The 23,886-nt window shown below is 69.1% G+C and carries 22 protein-coding genes; 5 read left to right on the top strand and 17 right to left on the bottom strand.

All coding sequences use genetic code 11. From position 1 onward, the window contains the following. Positions 1-85: 85 nt before the first annotated feature. From ACM6LR_RS20510 to ACM6LR_RS20450, 13 genes are all read right to left on the bottom strand, one after another. Positions 86-238, bottom strand: a complete 153-nt coding sequence (locus ACM6LR_RS20510) for a hypothetical protein (protein WP_414937618.1) — start codon at positions 236-238, stop codon at positions 86-88. Beyond that, positions 235-522: a hypothetical protein gene (locus tag ACM6LR_RS20505; protein WP_414944316.1), complete on the bottom strand. Its 288-nt coding sequence runs from the start codon at positions 520-522 to the stop codon at positions 235-237. The genes ACM6LR_RS20510 and ACM6LR_RS20505 overlap by 4 nt, the downstream gene beginning before the upstream one ends. A gap of 163 nt (positions 523-685) precedes the next feature. After that, positions 686-1,798, bottom strand: coding sequence for a hypothetical protein (locus ACM6LR_RS20500; RefSeq protein WP_414944315.1), 1,113 nt, complete (start codon positions 1,796-1,798; stop codon positions 686-688). A gap of 121 nt (positions 1,799-1,919) precedes the next feature. Next, positions 1,920-3,299: a replication-associated recombination protein A gene (locus tag ACM6LR_RS20495; protein WP_414937615.1), complete on the bottom strand. Its 1,380-nt coding sequence runs from the start codon at positions 3,297-3,299 to the stop codon at positions 1,920-1,922. 43 nt (positions 3,300-3,342) lie between these two features. Beyond that, positions 3,343-4,191 carry an SGNH/GDSL hydrolase family protein gene (locus tag ACM6LR_RS20490; protein WP_414937614.1) on the bottom strand — a complete coding sequence of 283 codons (849 nt, stop codon included), beginning with the start codon at positions 4,189-4,191 and terminating at the stop codon, positions 3,343-3,345. A 157-nt stretch (positions 4,192-4,348) separates the two neighbouring features. Next, on the bottom strand, positions 4,349-5,530 hold the full coding sequence (locus ACM6LR_RS20485; RefSeq protein WP_414937613.1) for a phosphotransferase: 1,182 nt from the start codon (positions 5,528-5,530) through the stop codon (positions 4,349-4,351). A 79-nt stretch (positions 5,531-5,609) separates the two neighbouring features. After that, entirely contained in the window at positions 5,610-6,551 is a 942-nt protein-coding gene (locus ACM6LR_RS20480) for a DUF389 domain-containing protein (RefSeq protein WP_414937612.1), read from the bottom strand. Then, positions 6,551-8,323 carry an aspartate--tRNA ligase gene (gene aspS / locus ACM6LR_RS20475; protein ID WP_414944314.1) on the bottom strand — a complete coding sequence of 591 codons (1,773 nt, stop codon included), beginning with the start codon at positions 8,321-8,323 and terminating at the stop codon, positions 6,551-6,553. The genes ACM6LR_RS20480 and aspS overlap by 1 nt, the downstream gene beginning before the upstream one ends. Positions 8,324-8,423: 100 nt before the next feature. Beyond that, positions 8,424-9,005, bottom strand: a complete 582-nt coding sequence (merB, locus tag ACM6LR_RS20470) for an organomercurial lyase (RefSeq protein WP_414937610.1) — start codon at positions 9,003-9,005, stop codon at positions 8,424-8,426. Positions 9,006-9,480: 475 nt separating this feature from the next. Further along, positions 9,481-11,376: an intein-containing Rv2578c family radical SAM protein gene (locus tag ACM6LR_RS20465; RefSeq protein WP_414937609.1), complete on the bottom strand. Its 1,896-nt coding sequence runs from the start codon at positions 11,374-11,376 to the stop codon at positions 9,481-9,483. A gap of 135 nt (positions 11,377-11,511) precedes the next feature. Next, positions 11,512-12,474, bottom strand: a complete 963-nt coding sequence (locus tag ACM6LR_RS20460) for a sucrase ferredoxin (protein WP_414937608.1) — start codon at positions 12,472-12,474, stop codon at positions 11,512-11,514. Between the two features lie 85 nt (positions 12,475-12,559). After that, entirely contained in the window at positions 12,560-13,741 is a 1,182-nt protein-coding gene (locus ACM6LR_RS20455) for a cupin domain-containing protein (RefSeq protein WP_414937607.1), read from the bottom strand. Beyond that, complete coding sequence (locus ACM6LR_RS20450) at positions 13,742-13,873, bottom strand: hypothetical protein (protein ID WP_005157133.1); 132 nt, start codon at positions 13,871-13,873, stop codon at positions 13,742-13,744. A 171-nt stretch (positions 13,874-14,044) separates the two neighbouring features. Between ACM6LR_RS20450 and ACM6LR_RS20445 the strand changes: the two genes are divergently transcribed. Then, a complete protein-coding gene (locus ACM6LR_RS20445) occupies positions 14,045-14,455 on the top strand; it encodes a fluoride efflux transporter FluC (RefSeq protein ID WP_414937606.1) in 411 nt (136 codons plus the stop codon). Further along, a complete protein-coding gene (gene crcB / locus ACM6LR_RS20440) occupies positions 14,452-14,823 on the top strand; it encodes a fluoride efflux transporter CrcB (protein WP_414944313.1) in 372 nt (123 codons plus the stop codon). The genes ACM6LR_RS20445 and crcB overlap by 4 nt, the downstream gene beginning before the upstream one ends. A 2-nt stretch (positions 14,824-14,825) precedes the next feature. On the opposite strand, the gene ACM6LR_RS20435 is transcribed toward crcB, so the two are convergent. Then, positions 14,826-15,251 (bottom strand): MarR family winged helix-turn-helix transcriptional regulator, encoded by a 426-nt coding sequence (locus ACM6LR_RS20435; protein ID WP_414937604.1) that lies wholly within the window; start codon positions 15,249-15,251, stop codon positions 14,826-14,828. A gap of 87 nt (positions 15,252-15,338) precedes the next feature. Between ACM6LR_RS20435 and ACM6LR_RS20430 the strand changes: the two genes are divergently transcribed. Then, positions 15,339-16,415, top strand: coding sequence for an NAD(P)/FAD-dependent oxidoreductase (locus ACM6LR_RS20430; protein ID WP_414944312.1), 1,077 nt, complete (start codon positions 15,339-15,341; stop codon positions 16,413-16,415). 520 nt (positions 16,416-16,935) lie between these two features. On the opposite strand, the gene ACM6LR_RS20425 is transcribed toward ACM6LR_RS20430, so the two are convergent. Genes ACM6LR_RS20425 through ACM6LR_RS20415 form a run of 3 tightly spaced genes read right to left on the bottom strand, consistent with a single transcriptional unit; the run spans position 16,936 to position 20,885 of the window. Beyond that, positions 16,936-17,886 (bottom strand): LLM class F420-dependent oxidoreductase, encoded by a 951-nt coding sequence (locus tag ACM6LR_RS20425; RefSeq protein WP_414944311.1) that lies wholly within the window; start codon positions 17,884-17,886, stop codon positions 16,936-16,938. Then, a complete protein-coding gene (locus tag ACM6LR_RS20420; RefSeq protein ID WP_414944310.1) occupies positions 17,883-19,997 on the bottom strand; it encodes a prolyl oligopeptidase family serine peptidase in 2,115 nt (704 codons plus the stop codon). Before ACM6LR_RS20420 ends, ACM6LR_RS20425 begins: the two co-directional genes overlap by 4 nt. Before the next feature lie 33 nt (positions 19,998-20,030). Then, positions 20,031-20,885 (bottom strand): PPK2 family polyphosphate kinase, encoded by an 855-nt coding sequence (locus tag ACM6LR_RS20415; RefSeq protein WP_414944309.1) that lies wholly within the window; start codon positions 20,883-20,885, stop codon positions 20,031-20,033. Between the two features lie 156 nt (positions 20,886-21,041). Here ACM6LR_RS20415 and rocD point away from each other — a divergent pair, with 156 nt between their 5' ends. After that, the gene (rocD, locus tag ACM6LR_RS20410) at positions 21,042-22,244 is read left to right on the top strand and encodes an ornithine--oxo-acid transaminase (RefSeq protein WP_414944308.1); all 1,203 of its coding nucleotides are present in this window, start codon (positions 21,042-21,044) and stop codon (positions 22,242-22,244) included. A 31-nt stretch (positions 22,245-22,275) separates the two neighbouring features. Next, positions 22,276-23,637: a DUF2252 domain-containing protein gene (locus ACM6LR_RS20405; protein ID WP_414944307.1), complete on the top strand. Its 1,362-nt coding sequence runs from the start codon at positions 22,276-22,278 to the stop codon at positions 23,635-23,637. Positions 23,638-23,886: the final 249 nt, after the last annotated feature.

The raw sequence follows: 23,886 nt of genomic DNA, 5'->3' as shown, positions 1-23,886 counted from the left end.
AAGTAGTCCTCTAGTTGCGGTACATGCACACGCAAGGATCGCAACTAGAGGACTACTTGCGTCGGAGGTCAGCGACGCCCAACGCTCAGCGTGCGGTGTCGAGCAGGGGCAGCAGGCCGGATTCGCGCAGCAAGCCGATTTCGGCCACCGGGAGCCGTCCGGCGAGGTCCCGCTCGGCCGCGTCCGCCGCCAGGGCGCCCGCCAGCTCGAGCGCCGCTTCGCGCCACACTTCGGTCATTCCGCCCCTTCCAACTCGATCAGCGCGTCGAGCGCCGTGCGAGTCGCCCTCGCCACCCCGGCGGCCACGACGTCGCGGTGCGGGTCGTAGGCCGACGGGTCGGGATGCTCGGGCCCCGCGTCGCCGTCGATCACGAGCACACCACCGGCCCGCAGGCCACGCAATGCCGCGAACACCAGCAGCGCGGAAAGTTTCCTCTCGCTGGCGATGACCCGCGCAGCCAGGTAATCGTCCATCGGGAGGGTGAGCACCAGCGGGCTGAACGCGGCCCGCGTCCACACCACGCCCCGGTGTGTCTCCGGGGGCGGCGAACGCCGGATACCGCGGCATCGGGGCGTCGTCGCCGGTGATCGTGAAGAACTAGAACACCCGCCGACCGACGTATAGGTCGTTATACGTCAGGCATGCCGGACGGTGCGAACCGGCGGAACCGGTTGCTCTACGCCGTCAGAAGCGACCCTGGGACTTGTCCGCGGCGGCGGCGGTGAAGATGTCCGTTTCCAGGAAGATCCGCCATTGGGCGGGCGATTCGCTCTGCAAGGCACGATAGGCGGCGGCCTGGACCTGGCTGCCTGCCCTCGCCCTGTTCCAGATCTCGCGGACCAAGGGACCTTCCTGGAGGTACCTGGCGTATCCGGCGTCGATACCGACGACGGCGGCGGCGCGCACCTTGATGGCGTCCACCTTGTCCTTGGCCGCGGCCTCGAAGATGCCGGTGTCGATGAAGGCTCGCCACTGCTCCGGCGTCCGGCTGCGGTACGCCCGGTTCCACACCTCGGAGTCCCGGGGCGCCAGGTCACGGGTCCAGATGTGCTCCACGAAGTACTCGTCCGTCAGCTGCGCGGCCAGTGCCGGGTCCATGCCCACCACGGTGGCGGCCTTCACCCGCACGTCGCGAAGCTTCTTTTCCGCGGCTTCTTTCTCGGCCGCTTCCTGCGCCGCGTCCAGGTCACGCTGGTGCTCGACGAAGATCGCGCGAACGATGAAGTCCTTCTGCTCCGCCGGTGTCCCGCCGAAAGCGGTACCCGCGGCGGACCTCACGAACGTTCCCCTTGCGGCCCGCTCCCACAACGCGAAGACGAAGTTCTTGTCATCCTGGGCCAGGAGGATCGAGGTCAGCTCGAAACCGAGCAGCGTGGCGGCGGGCTGCCGCTCCGCGCGCCGGGCCTGGTACACCGCTTCACGGTCCAGGTCCCGCTGATGCGCCTGATGGATGCCGATGCCCAGGAACAACGAGGTCCACTCGCCGTTGTAGGCGTCGACCGCCGCGAACTGAACCTCCCGCGCGATCTCGCCTTGCAGCTTCGCGGCCTTGTAGATCTCGTAGACGAAGTCACGCTCACTGATCCGCAGCAGCTGCGGAGTGATCGTGAGCCCGACGACGGCGGCGGCGCTGGTGCGCACCTCGTCCGGCGTCTGCGCCACGGCGGCCGAGGCCCCGGCCGGAGCGGCGGTCGCCACCGCCGGGGCAAGCACCCCGGTCATCACGGTCACCGCGGCGAGGACGGCGACAGAGGAGGCCATCAAGCCGCGAATCTCGGAATCACCCATAGTCGTCATAAGTTGAGGCTGTCAGTTTCGTTCTGCTCGCCGACGTGGTCGAGCACGAGGGAACCCCACCCAGAGCGACAACCCGGCGATCCCCCAGCCACAGGGGATATATCCCCCTGATCGACGAACGTTACCGATCTGTTCGCCGTTCGCCACGAATGGTGCGCCGCAACTTCGGCACCCGCTCGTGCAAGGTCCGCTCCGCCCCGCGCTGGGTCGGTTCATAGTAGTCCCGGCCGACCAGTTCGTCCGGCGGATACTGTTGCGCCAGAACCCCTTCCGGCACTTTTTGTGGATGCCGGTACCCCTTCGCGTTCCCGAGTTTCTCGGCTCCCGCGTAGTGCCCGTCACGCAAATGCGGTGGCACGGTCCCGATCCGCCCGGACCGGACGTCGCTGAGGGCGGCGTCGATCGAGGTGACGATGGCGTTCGACTTCGGCGCGGTCGCCAGGTGCACGGTCGCCTGCGCCAGCGCGAGACGCCCTTCCGGCATGCCGATGAACTGCACCGCGTGCGCCGCCGCCACGGCCGACTGCAGCGCCGTCGGGTCGGCCATCCCGATGTCCTCGCTCGCGTGCACGACCAGCCGCCTGGCCAGGAACCGCGGATCCTCCCCCGCCTCGATCATCCGCGCCAGGTAGTGCAGCGCGGCGTCCACATCGGACCCTCGGATCGATTTGATGAACGCGCTGATCACGTCGTAGTGCTGGTCGCCATCGCGGTCGTAGCGCACCGCCGCCTTGTCCACTGTGGACTCGACGATGGCGAGGTCGACCGTCTTGTGCTCGGTCGCGCTCGCGGCGTCCGCGGCGGCTTCCAATGCGGTGAGCGCGCGCCGCGCGTCGCCGGTGGCCAGCCGCACCAGATGCGCCCGCGCCTCTTCGGTCAGTGTGAGTTCGCCGCCGAGACCGCGTTCGTCGGTCAGCGCGCGGTCGATCAACGCGACGATGTCGTCGTCGGTCAGCGGCCGCAGCTGCAGCACCAGCGACCGCGAGAGCAGCGGGGCGACGACGGAGAACGACGGGTTCTCCGTGGTGGCCGCCACCAGCAGCACCGTGCGATCCTCGACCGCGCCGAGCAAGGCGTCCTGCTGGGTCTTGGAGAACCGGTGGACCTCGTCGATGAACAGGACGGTGTTCTCGGCGTTGTAGTTGCGGCGGCGACGGGCCTCTTCGATGACCCCGCGCACTTCCTTGACCCCGGCCGACAACGCCGACATCGCCACGAACCGGCGCCCGGTCGCGGCCGAAACGAGGTTCGCGAGCGTGGTCTTGCCGGTTCCCGGCGGACCGTAGAGCAGCACGGACGCGGGAGCGGCGCCCTCGACGAGCCGCCGCAGCGGCGCGCCCTCGCGCAGCAGGTGCTGCTGGCCGACGACCTCGCCGAGCGTCCGCGGCCGCATCCGCACGGCCAGCGGCGAGCCCGCAGGTACGGCGACCTCCCTCTGCTCGTCCGCCTCCGGAGGCGGCCCGAGATCGGGGTTCACGGTGAAGAGTTCGTCCTGTGCCACGGTGTCGACGGTAGCCGTTGCCACCGAAGTTCTCTGGCACAGGTCAGCGCAGCCGCTCCCGGAACGAGTGCCACATGATCACGGCCGCGTACGGCACGAACTCACGGCCCCGCCGCCACACCCACGGAAGTCCCTTCAGCACCAGCCAGCCGACGTGCCCGGCGGTGCTCGGCTCCACGCCTCCCGAGCAGGTCAGGCCGACCGGGCGCGGCACCGCGAACCCGGCCTCGGCGAGCCGTTCGGTGAAGCCGGACGCCAGCATCCGGTGCCCGAGTTCCGACGGGTGCAGCCGGTCGACACTCCACGCGGTGAGGTCGTAGGCGCCGGGCAGCAGTTCGAGGTCGAGACACGGCACGCCCTCGCGTTCGACGACGCCGTCGATGGCGGTGTTCAGTTCGGCCACCCGCTCGCTCAGCGCCCGCCGCAGCGACCGCGGGAGCCGGAACACCTTGCCGTGGTCGTGGTAGCGGACGGGTACCACGGTGGTGCCGACGGCGGCGAGCGAGCGGATCACTTCGGTCAGGTCAGCGGCGATCCGTTCGGCGCTGAAATCGGGACGCAGCGTGTCGTTCATCCCCGCCACCACCAGCGCGACGTCCGGCCGGTGCGCCACGGCCGCGGGAAGCTGCTTCGTCACCACGCACCCCATGCGCGCTCCGGCGAACGACGGGTTCAGGTAGCCGTCCGGCTCGACGCCCAGCGCCTCGGCGACGAGCGGGCCCAATCCGCGCCAGCCGCCTCGGTTCGGCAACGGGTCGCCCAGGCCCACGGCCGTCGAATCGCCGAGCACGACCAGTCTGCGGGCGGGGCGGGGTCCGGCAGGGGGCGGCGGAAGGAGAGGTTCGGGACTCGGAGTGACTTCGACACTGATCACGGTCACGGTAGACACCATCGGCCACGCAGACTCACCCGCGGTGATGCCTGGGTAACGCGACGAGGGCGGTCGAGCGAAAAGTCCGTGCGGCGGGGAGCTGAAGGGGACTTTCCCCGCATGACACAGGGGGAAAGCGCCCTTCACCGCGTCTTATGCGGGGATGGTCCCCTTCAGCTCAGCGGAACGCGGGGTAGAACGCCAGGTCCGCGTGCGGACCCAGCCGGGCGCCCAGCGCGGCGGCGACCCGGGTGGCGTGCTCGGAGATGTCCGTCAGGCGGGCACGCAGCGAGTGCTTGGCCAGCTCCCGCCACCAGGTCACCAGCGCGGCCTCCCGGCTGATCGGCGTGGCGTGCCGGTCCAGGTCCAGCTCCGGCAGGATCTCCCAGGTGATGATCCACAGCAGCAGCAACTGACCGTCCATCAGATGCTCGGCCAGCGCGTCCTCGTCCGCGAGCCCGGGCCAGACCGAGACGACCTCGGCCCGCCACGCCGCGATCATCGCCTCGCTCATTCCCGGCGGCAGCGCCAGCGCGTCCGCGGTCGACGCGAACGGCAGCCGCAGGTACGCCGCGTCCATCAGGGTGCTGCGCACCCGGCCGCGTTCGAAGTCGAGGAAACGCACTCCGTCGCTGGTCACAAGGTTGTTGTCCGGGCTGAGATCGGCCGGGCTGAACGCGCGGTAGGACGGGGAGCCCGCCCGCTCGGCGACCTCCATGACCCGTCGCTGCACCGGCTCCGGCGTCTCGACGTCGAGCAGTTCCTCCAGCAGCCCCGGCAGTTGGGCGCAGACCGCGGGCAGCGGCGCGTCCTCGTTCTTGACCGGGCCGCCGAGACGGCGCAGCAGGGCGTTGAAATCGGGCTCGCGGCTCGCGGTGCTCGCGTGCAGCCTGCCAAGCGACCTCGCCCAGGACAGCAGCGCGCGTTCGGCGCCGCGAGCATCACGGGCGTGGAGCTTGTCGTGCAGCGTCGGGACGCCGCCGAGGTCCTCGATCACCAGGACGCGATACCGGCCGTCGTGCGCCAGCAGTTCCGGGCACATCCGGTCCTCCGGCGCGAGCGCGGTGAACAGCTGATAGCTGACCGCCTCCTGCGCGAACGGGTCGGGCCGCCCCGGTTCGGGCGGATCGGGGTAATGCTTGATGACCAGAGTGCGTGGAAGCGCGAACGGCGACGACGCCACCCGCGCCCGCACGACCGTCGCCGGGCCACTGCCCGCGAGGTCTTCGGGTGCGACGAGGGTGATCGCGCTGCCGAATCGGCGTGAAAGGACCGACTCGCCGGCAGCCATTGCGGCTGCGACGGCCCGGGTTTCGACTCCGACTGTCGAATCATCGGCAGAGGAGGTATCGACTGTCATTGCCACCGACCCTACTCGTGACTGAGCGACCATGACCACTGAGATCCGGGCAATCGCGCGCACTGGCGCGATTGCGGTGTCATCCGCGTGAGAGCGGACGTTCCGTCACCCTCGATCGTTGCCCGCGACGGCGTAATGTCAGCACAATGGCCGCAGCTGCAACGATTCCGATGAGATTGACCAGCAGCTGACCGGCCGAATACAGGCACCGTTCCCACTGACCGGCAACCGCCGCGACCACCGCGTAACCCGCGGCGGGCACCGTGGTCACCGAGATGAAGACGCCCACCAGCGCGGCGGATTTGGCCGAAGTCATGGAAAGCATCCCCGCCGCGCCCGCCAGCAGCGCGACGATCAGCGACGCGATTCCCACCTGGTAAATGAAATCCGCTTCGTGGTTGTCCTCGAGCCTGCTCACCTCGAGCACGCCGGTGGCGTTGCCGACCAGGACGACACCGAGCGTGACCACCATGGCGATCGGAAATCCGCCGAACAGTGCCACACAACCCTGCTTCACCAGATCACTCCGGCGCAGCACCAGCCCCACCGCGATCGCCGCCAGCGGGCCGAACTCCGGCCCCACCACCATCGCGCCGACGATGGTGACCGACGAGTTCGTGATCACGCCGACCGCGGCCAGCAGGCAAGCGATGGTCAGAAACGCCTGAAATGTCCAGGTAAGCCGGGATTCCTCGCCGGTGCGGCCGACAAGTTCCTGCCACACCACCGCGTCCGCGCCCTCGCCCGGCGCGGCTTCCTCGGCCTTGTCGGCGGCGTCGGACACCGCGGTGTCCAGCGCTTCCAACGTGATGCCGCCGGTGTGGTCGAGGTCGAGACCGCACAGCGACTCGACGATCTCGTCGGTCGCCTCGCGGGCGACGTCAGCCTCGATCAGGTCACCCTCCGGAGCGATCGCCACCCCGTGATGCACGACGAGATGCGCGATCCCGGAGTGTGCCCGCAGGATCCGGATCGCTTCCGCGGTCCGGTCCGGCGGGCACACGGCTCTGAGATGGAGCATCAGTTCTTGGCGGGCGGTGCGGGCTTCGCGTCGATGCCCGCTTCCTTGCGCTGCTCCGGCGTGATCGGCGCCGGGGCGGCGGTCAGCGGGTCGAACCCACCGCCGGTCTTCGGGAACGCGATCACGTCACGCAGCGAATCGGCCTTGGCCAGCAGCATGACGATCCGGTCCCAGCCGAACGCGATGCCGCCGTGCGGCGGCGGACCGAAGGCGAAGGCGTCGAGCAGGAATCCGAACTTCTCCTGCGCCTCTTCCTCGCCGAGGCCCATCAGGTCGAACACCTGCTTCTGCAGTTCCTGCTGGTGGATACGGATCGACCCGCCGCCGATCTCGTTGCCGTTGCAGACGATGTCGTAGGCGTAGGCCAGTGCGCCGCCGGGGTCGTCGGCGAGCTTGCCGATCCACTCCGGGGTCGGCGAGGTGAAGGCGTGGTGCAGGGCCTTCCACTTGCCGCTGCCGACCGCGACGTCGTCGGACTCCTCGGCCGAGATGAACATCGGGAAGTCGACGACCCACACGAACGACCAGGCGTTCTCGTCGATCAGGCCGAGACGGCTGCCGATCTCCAGCCGGGTGGCGCCGAGCAGCGCACGCGCGTCGGCGGGTTTGCCGGCGGCGAAGAAGACGCAGTCGCCGGGCTTGGCGCCGACGGCCTCGGCGACGGTCTCGCGCTCCTTCTCCGAAAGGTTCTTCGCGACCGGCCCGCCGAGCGTGCCGTCCTCGTTCACCAGGATGTAGGCGAGTCCGCGGTGCCCGCGCTGCTTGGCGAAGTCCTGCCAGGCGTCGAGGGTGCGGCGCGGCTGGCCGGCCCCGCCCGCCATCACGACGGCGCCGACGTACGGCGCCTGGAACACGCGGAACGGGGTGTCGGCGAAGAACGCCGTCATGTCGGTGAGCTCGAGGTCGAAGCGCAGGTCCGGCTTGTCCGAACCGTACTTCTCCATCGCCTCGGCGTAGGTGATGCGCTGGAACGGCCGGGGGATCTCGGCGCCGATCAGCTTCCACAGCGCGGCGACGATGTCCTCGCCGAGCGCGATGACGTCGTCCTGCTCGACGAAACTCATCTCGATGTCGAGCTGGGTGAACTCCGGCTGCCGGTCGGCGCGGAAGTCCTCGTCCCGGTAGCAGCGCGCGATCTGGTAGTACCGCTCGAGCCCGCCGACCATGAGCAGCTGCTTGAACAGCTGCGGCGACTGCGGGAGCGCGTACCAGGAACCGGGCTTGAGACGGGCCGGGACCACGAAGTCGCGGGCGCCTTCGGGGGTGGAGCGGGTCATGGTCGGGGTCTCGACCTCGACGAACTCCTGCGCGTGCAGCACCTCGCGGGCCGCGCGGTTGACCTCACTGCGCAGGCGCATCGCGGCGGCGGGGCCGCTGCGGCGCAGGTCGAGGTAGCGGTGCTTGAGACGCACCTCTTCGCCGACGTCGACCCGGTCGTCGATCGGGAACGGCAGCACGGCGGCCTCGGACAGCACCTCGAGCTCGGTGGCCAGTACCTCGATCGCCCCAGTGGGGATCTCGGCGTTGGCGTTGCCCTCCGGGCGCTTCGAAACTTCGCCGACGATGCGGAGGCAGTACTCCGAGCGCAACTGGTGGGCGCGCTCGGCCATCTCGCCCTCGCGGAAGACGACCTGGCTCACGCCACTGGCGTCACGCAGATCGATGAAGATGACGCCGCCGTGATCGCGCCGCCGAGCCACCCATCCGGTGAGGGTGACCGTCTGACCGGCGTGCTCGGCACGCAAGGTGCCGGCTTTGTGGGTGCGAAGCACTGCGGGTGCTCTCCTTCGGCATCACGTTCTGCGATTCGACGGCTTTTCGCCGACGTCAAAGGCTAACGAATCGCCCCGGATGCCTCGCGACCAGGTGTTCTCAGATCGTCGGCCAGGCCTCGAGTGCCGCGACCATCCACCGGGTGTGCGCCAGGTAGTCGGGCACGGACAGGACGCGGGCGTCGATGTTCTCCAGCAACCAGCCCGCGGCCGCCTCCTTCGAGGCGAAGAACTGCGTGCAGACCAGCGCCTCGACGTAGTCCTGGCCGAGGGTGAGGTCGACGCCGGGCAGCCGCGACGCGGCGACGACGGCGTGCGGCGGGTCGACACTCAGCACGTGCGCACGGGTGAAGTGGACGCGGACACGCGCTCCGGTCGCCGGGCAGACCGAATCCGCGTGCACCGGTTCACCGGTGGCGACGGCCAGCAGGAACAGGTCCACCCGGAACAGGTCGGAGCCTGCCCGGTCGGCCGGGCCGGGCCGGGAGCCGCGGTCCATCACGACCAAGCCGTCGCGGATGACGAAACCCATCAGGTCCATCAGCCGGTGAGCCTCGGTGGGGTCCATGCCGACGGTGGCGGCGAGTCTGCCGATGGCGATGGGGTGTCTGCCCGCTCTGGTCAGCTTGGTCGCGGCCCAGGCGATGCGGACAGCGGCGGTGCGGTCGATCCGGGTGGTCAACAGGCACCTCCTCGCCTTCGTCCCTTCGAGATTAATCACGAAAGGAAGTTCCGCCAAGTGACTAAGCCGAACGGCCGAATCCGTTGTGACTCAGGAAGATTCACAGTGCGCACCGGACAGCGGGGAGAGATTTCCAGCGGCGGGCGGGTAGGCCTTGCGCACGTGACGTTCTTACGCGAAGTGTCTCGGCGTCGACCGCTTAGCGGCGGCGGATCAGCGCTGGCAGGGCACTGCGGGGCACATTGGTCGCACTGGCCGTTTCGCGTGATTGGTTGGACGGCACGGGTGACCAGCGGGACGACACGCGTGACGGAACGGACGACACACGCGCGCCCGGGCTCAGCGTCGAGTCGTCCCTCTGGACACGCGTGTCGTCCATCCCGTCACGCGAGTCGTCCCGCTGGTCACGCGAAACCGCCACCCGCGCACCGCAGTAGGTGCCTGAAACACCCTTGGCCCTAACCGTCCTTACCGCTCACAGCAGCTTGAGTTGTTCCGCCGTCTCCCCCGCGCGCTGCACGGGTATCGGCACCCGCATTCGGTCTCCGTCGTCCGTATGGGAACCGAAGCCGTGACGGCGCAACAGCGGACCGACGCGGGTTCCCAGCCGCTCCCGATAGGACTTCGGGAGATAGGCGCCGCGCGAGTACAGCTCGCGGTACTTCGGCACCAGTTCGGGATGTTCCCGGCCGAGCCAGCGCGCGAACCATTCCCGCGCGCCCGGCCGCAGGTGCAACGGGAGGACGGTGACCCGCGTGGCGCCCGCCTCGGCCAGCCGGGCGAACAAGGTGTCGAGCGCCTCCACCGAGTCGGTCAGATAGGGCAGCACCGGGGCGACCAGCACCGAGCACGGGAGCCCGGCGTCGCGCGCCTTGCGGATCAGTTCGAGCCTCGCCTTCGGGCTCGGCGTCCCCGGTTCGAGACGACGTTGCAGCCCCTCGTCCAACAGCGCTAACGAGATCGCCAGCCCGGCGGGCACGTCCTTCGACACCGACTCCAGCAACGGCAGATCTCTGGCCAGCACGGTGCCCTTCGTCAGGATGGACAGCGGCGTCCCCGAGTCCGCCAGCGCGGCGATGATGCGCGGCATCAGCTTGTACCGGCCTTCGGCGCGCTGATAGGGGTCGGTGTTCGTGCCCATCGCGACATGCTCGCGTGACCAGCTTGGCCGCCGTAGTTGCGCGGCCAGCACTTCGGGTGCGTTGACCTTGACGATCACCTGGGTGTCGAAATCGCGCCCGGAGTCGAGATCCAGGTACGTGTGGGTGTTCCGCGCGAAGCAGTTGTGCGTGACCATGCCGTCGGCGATGAAGTCACCGGTGCCGGTGGTGATGTCGAACAGGGGCAGCTCGATGCCGAGTGCCTCGATGGACGAGACCTTCCGCCGGGTCCGGCCGATGGCGAGGCCGTCGAGCGACCGTTTCCAGCCGACGGCGGGATCGGCGAGGTGGAAGAAACGCATCTCCTCCGACGGCCCGCCGAGCAGCTGAACCGTCCACAACGGACTGAACTTGACGTTTTCGGTCTTCACGTAACGGAAACCGAAGTTGTCGAGCGCGGCACAGAAGGTCGAGACGATGTCCTGCTCGTCGTGGGTGACGCGCAGCGCGCCGTGCCGGTAGCTGCCGGCGAGGTCGAACAGCCCGGCCAGGAATCCCCGCTGCCAATGGGAATCCGGTGACGGCGGCACCTGCACGAAGCCGACCGACGCGCCGAAGTCGGGCAGGTACCTGAGCGCGCGGTCCGCTGCGGCCTGTTCGGCCGAGAATCCGCCGGACCGCAGCATTCCGCAGAGGAACCCGGCGCGGTATCCGATGGTGTCGTCCTGGGTGCGGGTGAGCTTCCCGACCCCGACGAGTTCGGTTCCCCCGACCAGATGCGGTCGCTGCGCCGCGCCGAAGCGGGAGCCCGTGACGTGCTTCCACCCGCGGCCGGTGAGGAACCGGTGGTCGCCACTGGCCACGATGGACGTGCCGTCGTCGAGGGTCAGGCGGTACGCCGGTTTGAGCGTCGACCAGTGCGCGAGGACGGTCGTGGGCACCAGCCGACGCCCCGCGCCGCGCCCTCGCGTCCCGTAGATTTCGTCGCCGGGCGCCAGGTCCGCCAACGGTTTCGTCCGGCCATCGGCCGTCAGGACCGGTGTCCCGCCTTCGAGGCAGTACGTGCACGCGTGGGAGCAGCCACGATACGGATTCACCGTCCAGCCGAACGGGACCCCCGAGCCCTCGGGCACCTTGTTCAGCACGGATTTGGCGTGCACCTCGTGAAAGGTGACGCCGTCGAACTCGGGCGCGCGCACCGAACGCCGCAACCCGTCCAATCCGGGCAGGACCGGCTCGCCGCCGTCCGCCCGCTGTCGTTCCCATCGCACCCGGCCAGTCGAACACACGTTCTAGACCGGTGTCAAACAGGTGTTCGAACACGGGTGACCTTAGCCGCAAGTAGTCCTCTAGTTGCGGTAGTTGCGCGTGCAAGTACCGCAACTAGAGGACTACTTGCGGCAGGGTCAGAGCTTCGTGACTTCGTCGGTGACGTATCCGGCGGGCTGGATGAGACCAGAGCACCGGCTGTCCGCGCGCGGCGTCGCCGACCGGCGGCGCACCGTCACCGAGTAGAAGTCCTCACCACCGCGCACCGTGACCACCCGCGCGTCGGATTCGAGCAGCGGCTCCTCCTGGACGGCGAGCACGTCGTCCAGACCGGACAGGTTCAGCTGCCGTCGGATCGCGATCTCCGCGTACTGCGCCCACGCCGTCCGCGCGGACGTACGGCCGCGAAGCTGGTCCGGTTCGACCCGCCCGCGCAGGGCGGCCTTGGCGACCAGCGCGGCCTCCGCCGGGTTGAGCTGGCCGTGCAGGAAGCCATCGGGGACCACGAGGAGGTTGCCCGCCCAGCGGTCGCCGCCGACGTGGCTGACCTCCCAGGACCTGCCTGGGTGGTTGACGTTGAGCGCCGAAGCCAGCGGACGGCCGAGCACCGCGCAGCACATGTCCTTGGTGCCGTGCGTGCAGACCAGGAACAGCGGTCCGTCCTCGCGGGTGCCGAGTCCGCCGACGCCGTCCGCGACCGCCTCGAGGTCCAGCTCGGCCAATTCGCTCAGATCGCGGATCTCCAGGCGCTCCAGCCAGCGGTTACCCGGTTCGCCCCCGCCGACGTACACAGCGCGGGGGCGATCCGGGTCGCGCTGATGCTTGCCGGGACGGCGGATCAGCAGCGGGCGGAGCCCATGTGAACGTCGCAGGTTCTTGAGCAACTCACGGCGTTCGGCGGGGAAGGCCTCGTCGAGGACGTCTTCCAGCGCGTCCGCGGTCCAGGGGCCCGGCTGCTCGATGAGCAGCCAGCAGCGCATGTCGGCCGCGGTGCCGGCGGGGCTCGCGCCCAGCATGCGCGCGACGGTCGCGCAGCCCGGCAAAGCGGCGGGCGGCGCTGGGCTGGCCGGCACTGGGGTGTCCGAGAGCTGAACAGTCATCGGCCGCTCCCTCCGGACGTCACCTTAGGCATGCCTTAGCTTACCCCGTCCGGACTTCCTCCACACTCCTCGCCCCTTGTGACTTTCAGCCGATCGAGAGAAGCCCCTGTGTGGTGAGCTCGCCGAGGAAGGCCCGCACGGTCCCCTGATCGAGTTCGGACAGCTCGGCGAGTCGCTTGACCGCCTGGGGCGTGCCGTCGAGCAGTGCCTCCAGCACCGGGGCCGCGGCGGCCGCGAAGACGAACCGCTTACCCGCCGCGAACAGGGTCACCCGGCCGTCGCCTTCTTCGAGCACCGCTCTCGGGACGAGGAACCGGACCTCGGTCGCGTCGCCGTCCGGCAGCAGGCTGGCAGTCGCAGCCCAGGGCAGCCCGACCCGCGGATGCGCCGGGGCCGACGAGTCGCGCTCGGCGAGGAACCTGTCGACGACGTCGGTGGACAGCGTGGCTTCCAGTTCCGTGCGCAGGGCGGCGGCACGGTCCGCACGTTCCTCCGCCGTGCCGAACCTCGGGAGGTCCTGACGGAACACGGTGCTCGCCCGCAGCTTGTCGGCGAGCCAGGACACCAGGTCGATCCCGGTGGCCGGGCTGAAACCGAACGTGAGGTGCAGCGACATCTCCCCCACCGCGGTGACGTCGTGCCAGTGCCCGCGCGGGACGTAGAGGACTTCACCGTCTTCGAGGACGAAGTCGTCGATCGGCTCACCGGGCCGCTCGGGCTGTTCGACGTCGCGGTGCAGCGGAGCGGGCCTGGTCGGGCCGTGCATCCGCCAGCGCTTGCGGCCGGCGACCTGGATGATGAACGCGTCGTGGTCGTCCCAGTGCACGTCGAAGCCGTGAGTCACGCCCCAGCCGGCATACAGGTTGACCTGGACGCTCTCGCGGAGGTCGTGTTCGAGACTCCTGGCGAGATCGCCGATCGGGTCGCTGAGTTCCTGGATGGCGTCGAGCACCATCGTCGCGCCGCCGCGGAGGTGCTCGGTGAACGGAGCGGCCTGCAGGCGGGGGACGGTGCCACTGCGGCGGGTGGGGACGAGATCGGTGTAGCTCTCCATCGGCACCGGGGTGCCATCGAGCGCCAGGCGCAGCCGCGGGAACTCCAGGCGGTGCTGCCGGAGGATCGCGTTCAGCGTCGGCCAGGGCAACAGGTCGGCGAACCGGCCCGCGCGGCCTTCGAACCGGCGATAGGTCTTGCCCTGGACGTCTTGGAAGAACTGGCTGACCCCGAGCGGAGCCACGAGGTCAGCCAGTGTCGGCGTTTCGGGCACTCAGCCGTCGTTGCCGTCGTTGTCGGCTGCCGCGCCGTTGGCCTTCCCACGATCGACCGCGGTCGGGATCTTCTCGACCTCCAGCAGCAAACCACTGTCGGGAGCCTGCGTACCTGACTGTTCCTGCGCCATCCTGCCACCTTTTTCTGGACGAACGGACGGACCGAAAATCGGCCTGGAGCGTCGCCAAGCCTACGACACGTTTCGAGAAAATTCACCGCCCAGCAGGGAGAAATGGCCTGGCGAGCGATCTTCGACACCACGGCGCGTGTTCACTCGGACAGCGGTTCTAAGCTGCCGTCCATGGCTGATCCGGCATCCGTCCCGCGTCCGCGATGGGACGTGCTCGCGGCCGTCGGCGCGGGTGGCGCGTTGGGCAGCCTCGCCCGCTACGGTCTGTCGGTCGCGCTCCCCCATTCGCGGGGCCAGTTCGTGCTTTCCACCTTCACCACCAACGTTTCCGGCTGCCTCCTGATCGGTGTCCTGATGGCACTGCTGACCGCGGCGGCCGACCCGCACCGGCTGCTGCGGCCCTTCCTCGGGGTCGGGATCCTGGGCGGTTACACCACGTTCTCGACCTACGCGACGGACTCACTCAGTCTTGTGACGACGGGGCACCCGTTCACCGGGTTGGCGTACGCGTTCGGCACGGTGGCCGCCGCCTTGGTAGCGGTCTGCACCGGATACGAAATCACCCGCGCGGTGAAGAAATGACCGTCCTTTTCGTCTCGCTCGGTGGTGGCCTCGGCGCGATCCTGCGCTATCTGACCGACCTTCGGGTGCGGGCCTGGCGAGGTGCCGCCTTCCCTTGGGGCACGCTGGCGGTCAATGTCGTGGGCTCGGCGATCCTCGGCGTCCTCACCGGCTGGGCTCTGCACGGTGGCCAGCCGGACACGGTTCGCTCCCTGCTGGCCGTCGGCTTCTGCGGCGGGCTCACGACGTTCTCGACCTTCGGGTACGAAACGCTGCTCCTGTTCACCGGGCAGACGCGGCGCCGCGCCGCGCTGAACGTCGGCGTCACGATGGTCGCCGGGATCGGTGCCGCGGCAGCGGGGCTCCTGCTCGCCGCCGTCTGGCACTGACTTCAGTCTCCGGGCGCCATCCGCCACGCGGCCGCCGCGATCGCCTCGCGCTGTTCGACCGGAAGACCCACCGCCATCTCCTCCAGCTTCTCGACGACGCCTTCGTGAGCGGCGTTCGCGAGCCGGTGGCCCTCCTCGGTCAGGGTGATCTTCAGCGCCCGGCGATCGCAGGAATCCGCGACCCGCTCGACGAGCGCGCGCCGCTGCACCCGGTCCACCAGGCCGGTGACGCTGGACTTCTCCAGGTTCAGCAGCCGTCCGAGCTCGGTCATCCCGACACCCGTCTCCCCCTGCGCCAGCACGCAGAGCAGCTGCGCCTGCTGCGGAGTGAGGTCGTGGGAACGGCCGACGTCGATGAAAGCCCGCTGCACCAGATGTGAGAGCCGCACCAGCGCCGTCGCGAATCCGAGGTCTTCGGCCGTGGTCATGAACCCAGCTTACTTGACGATCGTTCGGAGTACGAACTACTGTAGTTCGCAGTACCAACATTCCGTATTATGAACTAAGGAGACCTCATGACCACGACCGTGGCCGTCATCGGCGGGGGATACGGCGGAACCACCGTCGCCAAGGCACTGGACTCGTTCACCGAGGTCGTCCTCGTCGAACCGCGCGAGGACTTCGTCCACCACGTCGCCGCGTTGCGCGGGCTCGTCGATCCCGAATGGACGGATCGGCTCTTCTACCCGTACGCCCGGCTTCTCGACCGGGGACGGGTAATCCGCGACCGCGCCGCGAGCGTGGATCAGGGCGGTGTCACGCTCGCGTCGGGCGAACGGCTCACGCCGGACTACATCGTGCTGGCGACCGGTTCGGCGTACCCGTTCCCGGCGAAGATCGATTTCCAGGACAGCGCTTCGGCGAAGGCGAAGATCCGTGCGACGCGGGAGGAACTCGTCGGCGCGGAGAGGGTGCTGCTGCTCGGCGCGGGGCCGGTGGGCCTCGAACTGGCGGGCGAGATCAAGGCGGTGTGGCCGGAAAAGGCCGTGACGATCGTCGACCCGGCGGAGGGGATCCTGCCCGGCTTCCCGGACGAGTTCCGCGCGGAGGTCCGCCGCCAGCTCGACGAACTGGGCGTCGAACTCCTGCTCGGCACTTCGCTGACCGAATCACCGGTCTCGGAACCGGGGCAGGCGAAGACGTTCACCGCCGCGCTGACCGGCGGCGGCGAGGTGACCGCCGACCTGTGGTTCCAGTGCTTCGGCGGCGCGCCGCACACGGCTTACCTCGACGGCGATCTCACCGCGGCACGGCAGGTGAACGGTCAGGTGGAGGTCACCGCCGACCTGCGGCTTCCGGGGCAGTCAAGGATTTTCGCGCTCGGTGACATCACCGCGCTGCCGGAGGCGAAACTGGCGAAGTCGGCCGGTGACCACGCGGAGGTCGTCGTGGCCAACATCCGGGCACTGGTCGAAGGCGGCGAGCTGCGGACCTACACGCCGGGCGGGCCGATGATTTCGCTGCCGCTCGGGCCCACCGGGGGCGCGACCTACGCGGAGGAGGTCGGCGTCCTGGACGCGGCGACGACGTCGGAGATCAAGGGGTCGCATATGATGACTTCGCGGTACGAGGAGATGTTCGGGACCGCGTGACGTGCCCCCGGGCGTGCCCGCTGGGCCGTGAAGGCCTCCATAACGGACCCAGGGTCCCTCAAAGTTCCCTTCATCCGCCACGGACAGCACCTGTGGTCCCAGTAACCCCACCAGCCACGATGACGGCGTATGTAAGGCCCCTTCCTGCGCTAGTGTCGCGTGAATCCTGCAGGTCTTACCCGTGATCAGACGGCGATCTCCGGAGATCGCCGTCCAATTACGCGAGATCGCCGTCTGATCACGCGTAACCGCCGTCTGAGCACGCGAGATCGCCGTCCGAGGAACGAAACCCAACGTCAAGCAAGCAGGATCACGCGACACTAGGCGCAAGGAAGGGGGACTTCCTGTACGTCAGACGGACAAGGCATGGGGAGACTCGCCACGCGAAGGACGCTTTCCCCGCATGCCATGCAGGGAAAGTCCCCTTCGGCCCCCACCCAGGATGTATCAGCTGTTTATGAACGGGACTTTCAGTGCAAAATTTCGCACTGAAAGTCCCGTTCATAAACATCGGCGGGCGTCAGCGCGGAGCGAGACCCCGCACGTGCGCGAACGGATCCTCACCCGTCGGCAGCAGCGCGATGATCGGCGTCGTCAGCCCGTTGTCCACATAGGACCGCACCTGCTCGCGACAGGAATCGAGGCTGCCGTGGACGATCAGGTCGTCGACGACCTCGTCCGGGATGACCTGGTTGGCCTTCTGCCGGTCGCCGGCCGCCCACGCCTCGTGCATCGGCGCCAAAGCTTCGCCGCGGCCGAGCCACTCGTGGAACGCCGCGTACACCGGCACGGTCAAATAGGACGAGATGAGCATCCGGCCGAGTCCACGCGCGGCGGCCTTGTCCTCGGTCGGGCAGACGAAGATCCGCGCGGCCAGCTCCGCGTCCGGCCCGATCTCCTTGCGCACCTTCGGCACATCGGAGGCGGCGAGCCAGTTGGTGATGGCGCCGTCGGCCTCCTTCGCGGCCAGCCGCAGCATGCCCGGCCGCAGCGCGGCGAGCATGATCGACGGCGGCGGGTCGGTGGGCCGCTCCAGCCGGAACTTGCTGACGGAGAAGGTCTCGTAGTCCTCGGTGACCTTCTCCCCCGCCAGCGCCGACCGCAGGAACCGCAGCGTGTCACGGGAACGCGCGAACGGGGCCTCGAACTCGGCGGCGTTCCAGTTCTTCACGATCACCGGCGACGACGCCCCGATGCCGAGCACGAACCGGCCGGGCGCCAGTTCCGCGACGGTCGCCGCGCTCATCGCCAGCAGGCCGGGGCCACGGGTGTACACCGGCACGATCGCGGTGCCCAGCCGCAGCTGCGGCGCCCACTGCGAAGCCAGCACCAGCGGGGTGAAGGCGTCGTTGCCCGCCGTCTCGGCCGACCACGCGTCGGTGTAGCCGAGATCGGGCAGCTGTTCGACCATCTCCTGGTGCGCCGCGAGCGGCACCCCGGTCAGCGGAATGGTGATGCCCCACCGTTTCATGCGTTCTCCTCGCTCTTCGCCGCGCCACCGGACAGCTCGCGCACGATCCAGTCCACCTGCGTGCGCATCAGGTTCTCCGCGACCTCTTCGGCTTGCGGCGTCATATGCGTCGCGCCGGCCAGCGGCAGGAACACGTGGGCGCGTCCCTTGGCCAGCAGTGCCGACGACAGGCGCAACGAGTGGGCGACGAAAACGTTGTCGTCGGCGAGGCCGTGCACGATCAGCAGCGCCCGCGACAGGTCACCGGCGCCGGCGATCAGCGAGTTGTGCTCGTACGACGCCGTTTCCTCCTGCGGGAGCCCGAGGTAACGCTCGGTGTAGTGCGTGTCGTACAACGACCAGTCGGTCACGGGGGCGCCCGCGACACCGGCGTGGAAGACGTCGGGACGGCGCAACACGGCCAGCGCGGACAGGTAGCCGCCGTAGGACCAGCCTCGGATCGCGACCCGCTCGAGGTCCAGTTCCGGATGGAGCGCGGCCGCCGCGTGCAGGGCGTCGACCTGGTCGGCGAGGGTGACGTCGGCGAGCTTGCCCGCGATCTCCTTCTCCCAGGCGGGACCGCGGCCGGGTGTCCCGCGCCCGTCGGCGACCAGCACCGCGAAACCCTGGTCCGCCAGCCACTGCGGGGTCAGGAAGGCGTTGCGGGTCTGCAGGACACGTTGGGCGTGCGGGCCACCGTACGGGTCGAGCAGCACCGGGAGCTTGCCTTCGCTCGCGTCATACCCCGTCGGCAGCACCAGCGCGGCGCGCAGGCCGCGCTCCCCCAGCGTCAGCCAGGTCAGGTTCGGCACGACGTCCGGATCCACGGGGTAGGAACCGATACGCGCCACCGTCTTCTCGCCGTCGACGACGGTCACCACCGGGCCGCTGCGGTCCAGGCTCCACGAAGAGAGCACGGCCAGCGAAGCGTTCCCGGAGCCGACGTGCACACCGTCCTCAGTGGACAGACGGCGGACCTCGCCGCCTTCGGTGCGGAAGACGTGGATCTGCGTCGGATCGGCTTCCGACGCGCTGAACAGCACCTCGGCGCCGACGTGCAGGATCGAGCGCACCTGCAGTCCCGGCGGGGTGACCGCGACCCCGTCGACGACCAGCCGGTGGTTGCCGTCGGCGGCGCTCTCGCGCACCAGACGGCCGTCGGTGGTCCACGCCGGGACGCCGGCGGCGATCTCGACCCAGTGCTCGTCGGTCTCGGTGTGCAGCACCTCGACCGAACCGTCCGCGGGGTCGACCGCCTGGATCTCCAGTTTCCGCTGGTCACGCGACTGCACGGACAGCAACGGCTTCCCCGCCGCCGACCAGTGCACCGCGGCCAGGTACTCCCAGCCGGCCTTCGCGACGTCGACGCGTGAGCCGTCGAGCCCGAGGAACGCCAGCGTCACGTCGGCGTTCGCCGTTCCCGCCGCCGGGTACGCGACGACGTTGGCGGGTGACTGCGGATTGGCCGGGTCGGCGATCGTCCAGCGTGGCACGCCCGCCCGGTCGGAGCGTTCGACCAGCAGGCTTTTCCCGTCCGGGGCCCACCAATAGCCCCTGGTACGGTCCATCTCCTCGGCCGCGATGAACTCCGCGAGCCCCCAGGCGATGTCTTCGCCGTCTTCCTCGACGAGCGCCCGGTCTTCACCGGTGGCGCGGTCGATCACCCGCAGGCGCCGGTCACGGACGTAGGCGACCCTGGTGCCGTCCGGGCTGGGCCGCGGGTCGACGACCGAGCGGTCGACCAGGACGGACACCGCTCCGGTGGTCAGGTCGAGCGTGTGGAGCTTGCCCGAGAGCGAGAACGCCGCGACGGTGAAGGCGTCGTCGACCGCGTAGCCGACCACACCCCCGCCGGTCTCCCGGCTGCGCTCGCGACGGGCCCGTTCCTCGGGCGGCAGGTCCTCTTCACCGGGCAGCAGCTCGGCCGCGTCGACCAGCTTCGTCTCCTCGCCCGACACGACGTCGAACGACCACAGGCTGTGCCGAGGGTCGGTGCCGGACTCGGACCGCAGGAACAGGATGCGGGAGCCGTCCGGGGCGACCTTGAACTCTTTCGGCGCGCCGAGGGTGAAGCGCTGGGTACGGGCCTGACGGCGGAGGAACGGGAGATCTTCGAGGCTGGTGTCGGTCACGTCCGCACTCTTTCAGAAAACACCGCCAGACGATCAGGGGGATACGCCAAGTACTTCCAGCTTCTTCAGTTCCGTCTCAGGGTCGAAGTCGGCCTGGGGGAACTTCGGGTCCATCTCCTCGATCGTCTCGATCAGGAGCCGCGCGACCAGCCAGTTGCGGTACCACTTGTGGTCGGCCGGGACGGCGTACCAAGGCGCTGTCGGCGTGGAGGTCTTGGCGAAGATGTCGGCATACGCCTTCTGGTAGTCGTTCCACTGTGCGCGGGCGTCGAGGTCGGCGGGGTTGTACTTCCACCACTTCGCCGGGGTCTCCAGCCTCGCCTTGAGCCGCCGCAGCTGTTCCTCCGGCGAGATGTCGAGGAACACCTTCACGACGGTGGTGCCGGCGTCGGCCAGTTCCTGTTCGAAAGCGTTGATCTCGGCGTAGCGCTCGCGCCATTCCGCGGCGGGCACCAGTTTCTGGACGCGTGGGACCAGGATGTCCTCGTAGTGGGAGCGGTCGAAGACCCCGACCTGCCCCGGCACGGGGAGCTGCTTGCGGATCCGCCACAGGTAGTGGTGGCGCCGCTCGGCCGCGGTCGGCTTCTTGAACCCCGAGTAGCGCACCCCCATCGGGTTGACCAGGCCGAGGACGTGCCCGACCGTGCCGCCCTTTCCGGAGGTGTCCATCCCCTGCAGGACGAGGAGGAGACTGCGGCCACCGCCGCCGACGCCTTCCGCATAGAGGGCTTCCTGCAGCTTCGCGAGCTTGTCGCCGGATGCGGTGAGGTCCCCAAGAGCCTTGGCCTTCTTGTGCGGTCCGACCGGGAACGATCCCGGATCGTGCCGCTCGGTTTTCTTGCCGATCCTCAGCGCGTCCCGGACGGAGACGTGGTCCTTTTTCGCCATCCGGCGACGATAACCGCGGTCCGCGTCACGCGCCTGCGGTGATCAAGTACGCCGATGCATGATTTCGCCGCCCGAAGGAGTTTATACGCAACGAACGACGGGTCAAAGCAACGTTTCCCGGATGAAGGCAGGCGGATAGGCGCCTAACCTGAACGCATGACGACCGCCGACTTCATCGCGCTCGACGAGCAGTGGAGCACGCACAACTACCACCCCCTGCCCGTCGTGATCGCCACCGCCGAGGGCGCTTCGGTCACCGACGTCGAGGGCAAGAGCTACCTCGACTTCCTTTCCGGCTATTCCGCGCTGAACTTCGGGCACCGCCACCCCGGGCTCATCGCCGCCGCGATCGAGCAGTTCGGCCGGGTCACGCTGACCTCGCGCGCCTTCCACCACGACCAGCTCGGACTGTTCTGCCGGGAACTCGCCGAGCTGACCGGTACCGAGATGACGTTGCCGATGAACTCCGGCGCGGAGGCCGTCGAGTCCGCGGTGAAGATCGCCAGGAAGTGGGCGTACCAGGTCAAGGGCGTCCCCGACGGGACCGCGGAGATCGTCGTCGCGGGCTCGAACTTCCACGGCCGCACGACGACCATCGTGTCCTTCTCCACCGACGAGACCGCACGCGCCGGCTTCGGCCCGTTCACGCCGGGCTTCGTCACCGTCAAGTACGGCGACGCCGAAGCACTGCGTGACGCCATCACCGAACGCACCGCCGCGATCCTGCTGGAGCCGGTCCAGGGTGAGGCGGGCGTGATCGTGCCGCCCACCGGCTACTTCACCGAGGCACGGCGGCTGTGTGACGAGCACGACGTCCTGCTGATCGCCGACGAGATCCAGTCCGGCCTCGCCCGCACCGGCACCGTCCTCGCGCTCGACCACGAAGGCGTCCGCGCCGACCTCTACACGCTGGGCAAGGCGCTCGGCGGCGGGATCATGCCGGTCTCGGCGGTGGTCGGCGGCCAGGCCGTGCTCGGCGTGCTGCGGCCGGGCGAGCACGGGTCGACCTTCGGCGGGAACCCGGTCGCCTGCGCGATCGGACGGGCCGTGGTCGGGCTGCTGAAGACCGGCGAGTTCCAGGAGCGTTCGCGAGAACTGGGCGCCCACCTGCACGGCAGGCTCGGTGAACTGGTCGGGAACGGACTGGCCGAGGTCCGCGGCCGCGGGCTCTGGGCGGGCATCGACATCGCGCCCGGCGGGCCGACCGGCCGGGAGGCGTCCACCGCGCTGGCCGGACGCGGCGTCCTGTGCAAGGAGACGCACGACCACACGCTGCGGATCGCGCCGCCGCTGGTGATCACCCGCGAGGAACTCGACCGCGGTATCGACGCGATCACGGAGGTCGTCAAGATCCGGTGAACCTTTCGGGCGGCCGGTACGTTGGCTGTCCATGGGAGACGAGCGGGAGTGGGTGGAGCGGCCGCTGGTCGGCACCGAGACGGTGTCGCCGGAGGACTGGTTCGCGAGGGGTAAGGCGCTGCGGGACGAGGCGCCGACGGCCGCGCACGATCACGCGGCGGCGGGCGACGGCCGTCCCGGGGTGGCGGAATGCTTCGCGCGGACCAACGAAGGCCGCCTGCCGGACCTGGTGGGGCTGCGGCGCGAGCGCATGCTCGCGTCGCCGTTCACCTTCTACCGCGGCGCGGCCGGACTGATGGCCGCGGATCTGGCGGGTTCGCCGTCGTCCGGGCTGACAGCGCAGCTCTGCGGGGACGCGCACGCGGCGAACTTCGGGCTGTACGGCACACCCGAGGGCCAGATCGTGATGGACATCAACGACTTCGACGAGTCCGTGCCAGGGCCGTGGGAGTGGGACCTCAAGCGGCTCGCCGCGAGTCTCGTGCTCGCCGGGCGTGAGGGCGGCATCGGCGAATCAGGCTGCCGTGAGGCCGCCGAAGACGCGGTGAAATCCTACCGGCGCACCATCCGGGGGCTGGCGGGGCTGCCGTTCCTGCGGTCGTGGAACGCGCTGCCGGACGCGTCGGTGCTGAGCGCGGTCAAGGCGCACGAGCTGATCGACGACTTCGAGGAAGCCGCCGAGAAGGCACGGAAGAACACCAGCGCCAAGGTCACCGCGAAGTGGACCCGGCGGATCGACGACCACGAGACCGGCCTCGAACGGCACCGGTTCGTCGAAGACCCGCCGGTGCTCACGCACGTCGACGACGCGACCGCGGAAGCCGTCGTCACCGGACTGGTGTCCTATGTGGACACCATCCGCGAATCGCGGCGGACGCTGATCTCGCGGTACCGGGTGTCCGATGTGGCCTTCCGGGTGGTCGGCACCGGCAGTGTCGGACTGCGCAGCTACGTCGCGCTGCTGCATGGAAACAGCGGCGAAGACCTTGTACTGCAAGTGAAGCAGGCCAATCCCTCGGCACTGGCGCAGTACCTCGGCCTGGCGGCGCCGGAGCACGAGGGCCGCCGGATCGTCGAGGGCGCGCGGCTCGTGCAGGCCGAGACGGACATCCTGCTCGGCTGGACGACCATCGACGGCTTGCCCTATATCGTGCGGCAGTTCCGGAACCTCAAGGGCGACATCGATCCCGCGGAGCTGAAGAAGGACCACCTCGACGACTACGGCAGACTCGCGGGCGCGTTGCTGGCTCGGGCGCACGCGAGGTCGCTGCATCCGCAGATGCTGGCGGGGTACTTCGAGGACGACGAAGACCTCGATGAGGCTATCGGGGCCTACGCGGTGCGGTACGCGGATCAGACCGAAGCGGACTTCGCCGCCTTCGAAGCTCTCTGACTCGCTTCGCCACCCGCTCACCAACACCGAACTCACGTGCCCGAATGGCGATCTCCCGTGATTAAACGGAGATCTCGCGTGATCAGATGGCGATCTCCCGTGGTTAGGCGGCGATCTCGCCTGATCACGGGTGTTCTCCGTCTGATCACGCGTGATCGCCGTCTGATCACGGGTGGGCGCCACCTACTTGCGGTGGGTCTTGCGTGATTCCCGCTACAGGCCGTTCTGGCGGGTGGTCACGTAATCTCG

Origin of the sequence: Amycolatopsis sp. cmx-11-32 (assembly GCF_047608695.1) — a bacterium.
GTDB lineage: Bacteria > Actinomycetota > Actinomycetes > Mycobacteriales > Pseudonocardiaceae > Amycolatopsis.
Note: the sequence above shows the minus strand (reverse complement) of the source record. Positions and strands in the feature narration are given on the sequence as shown.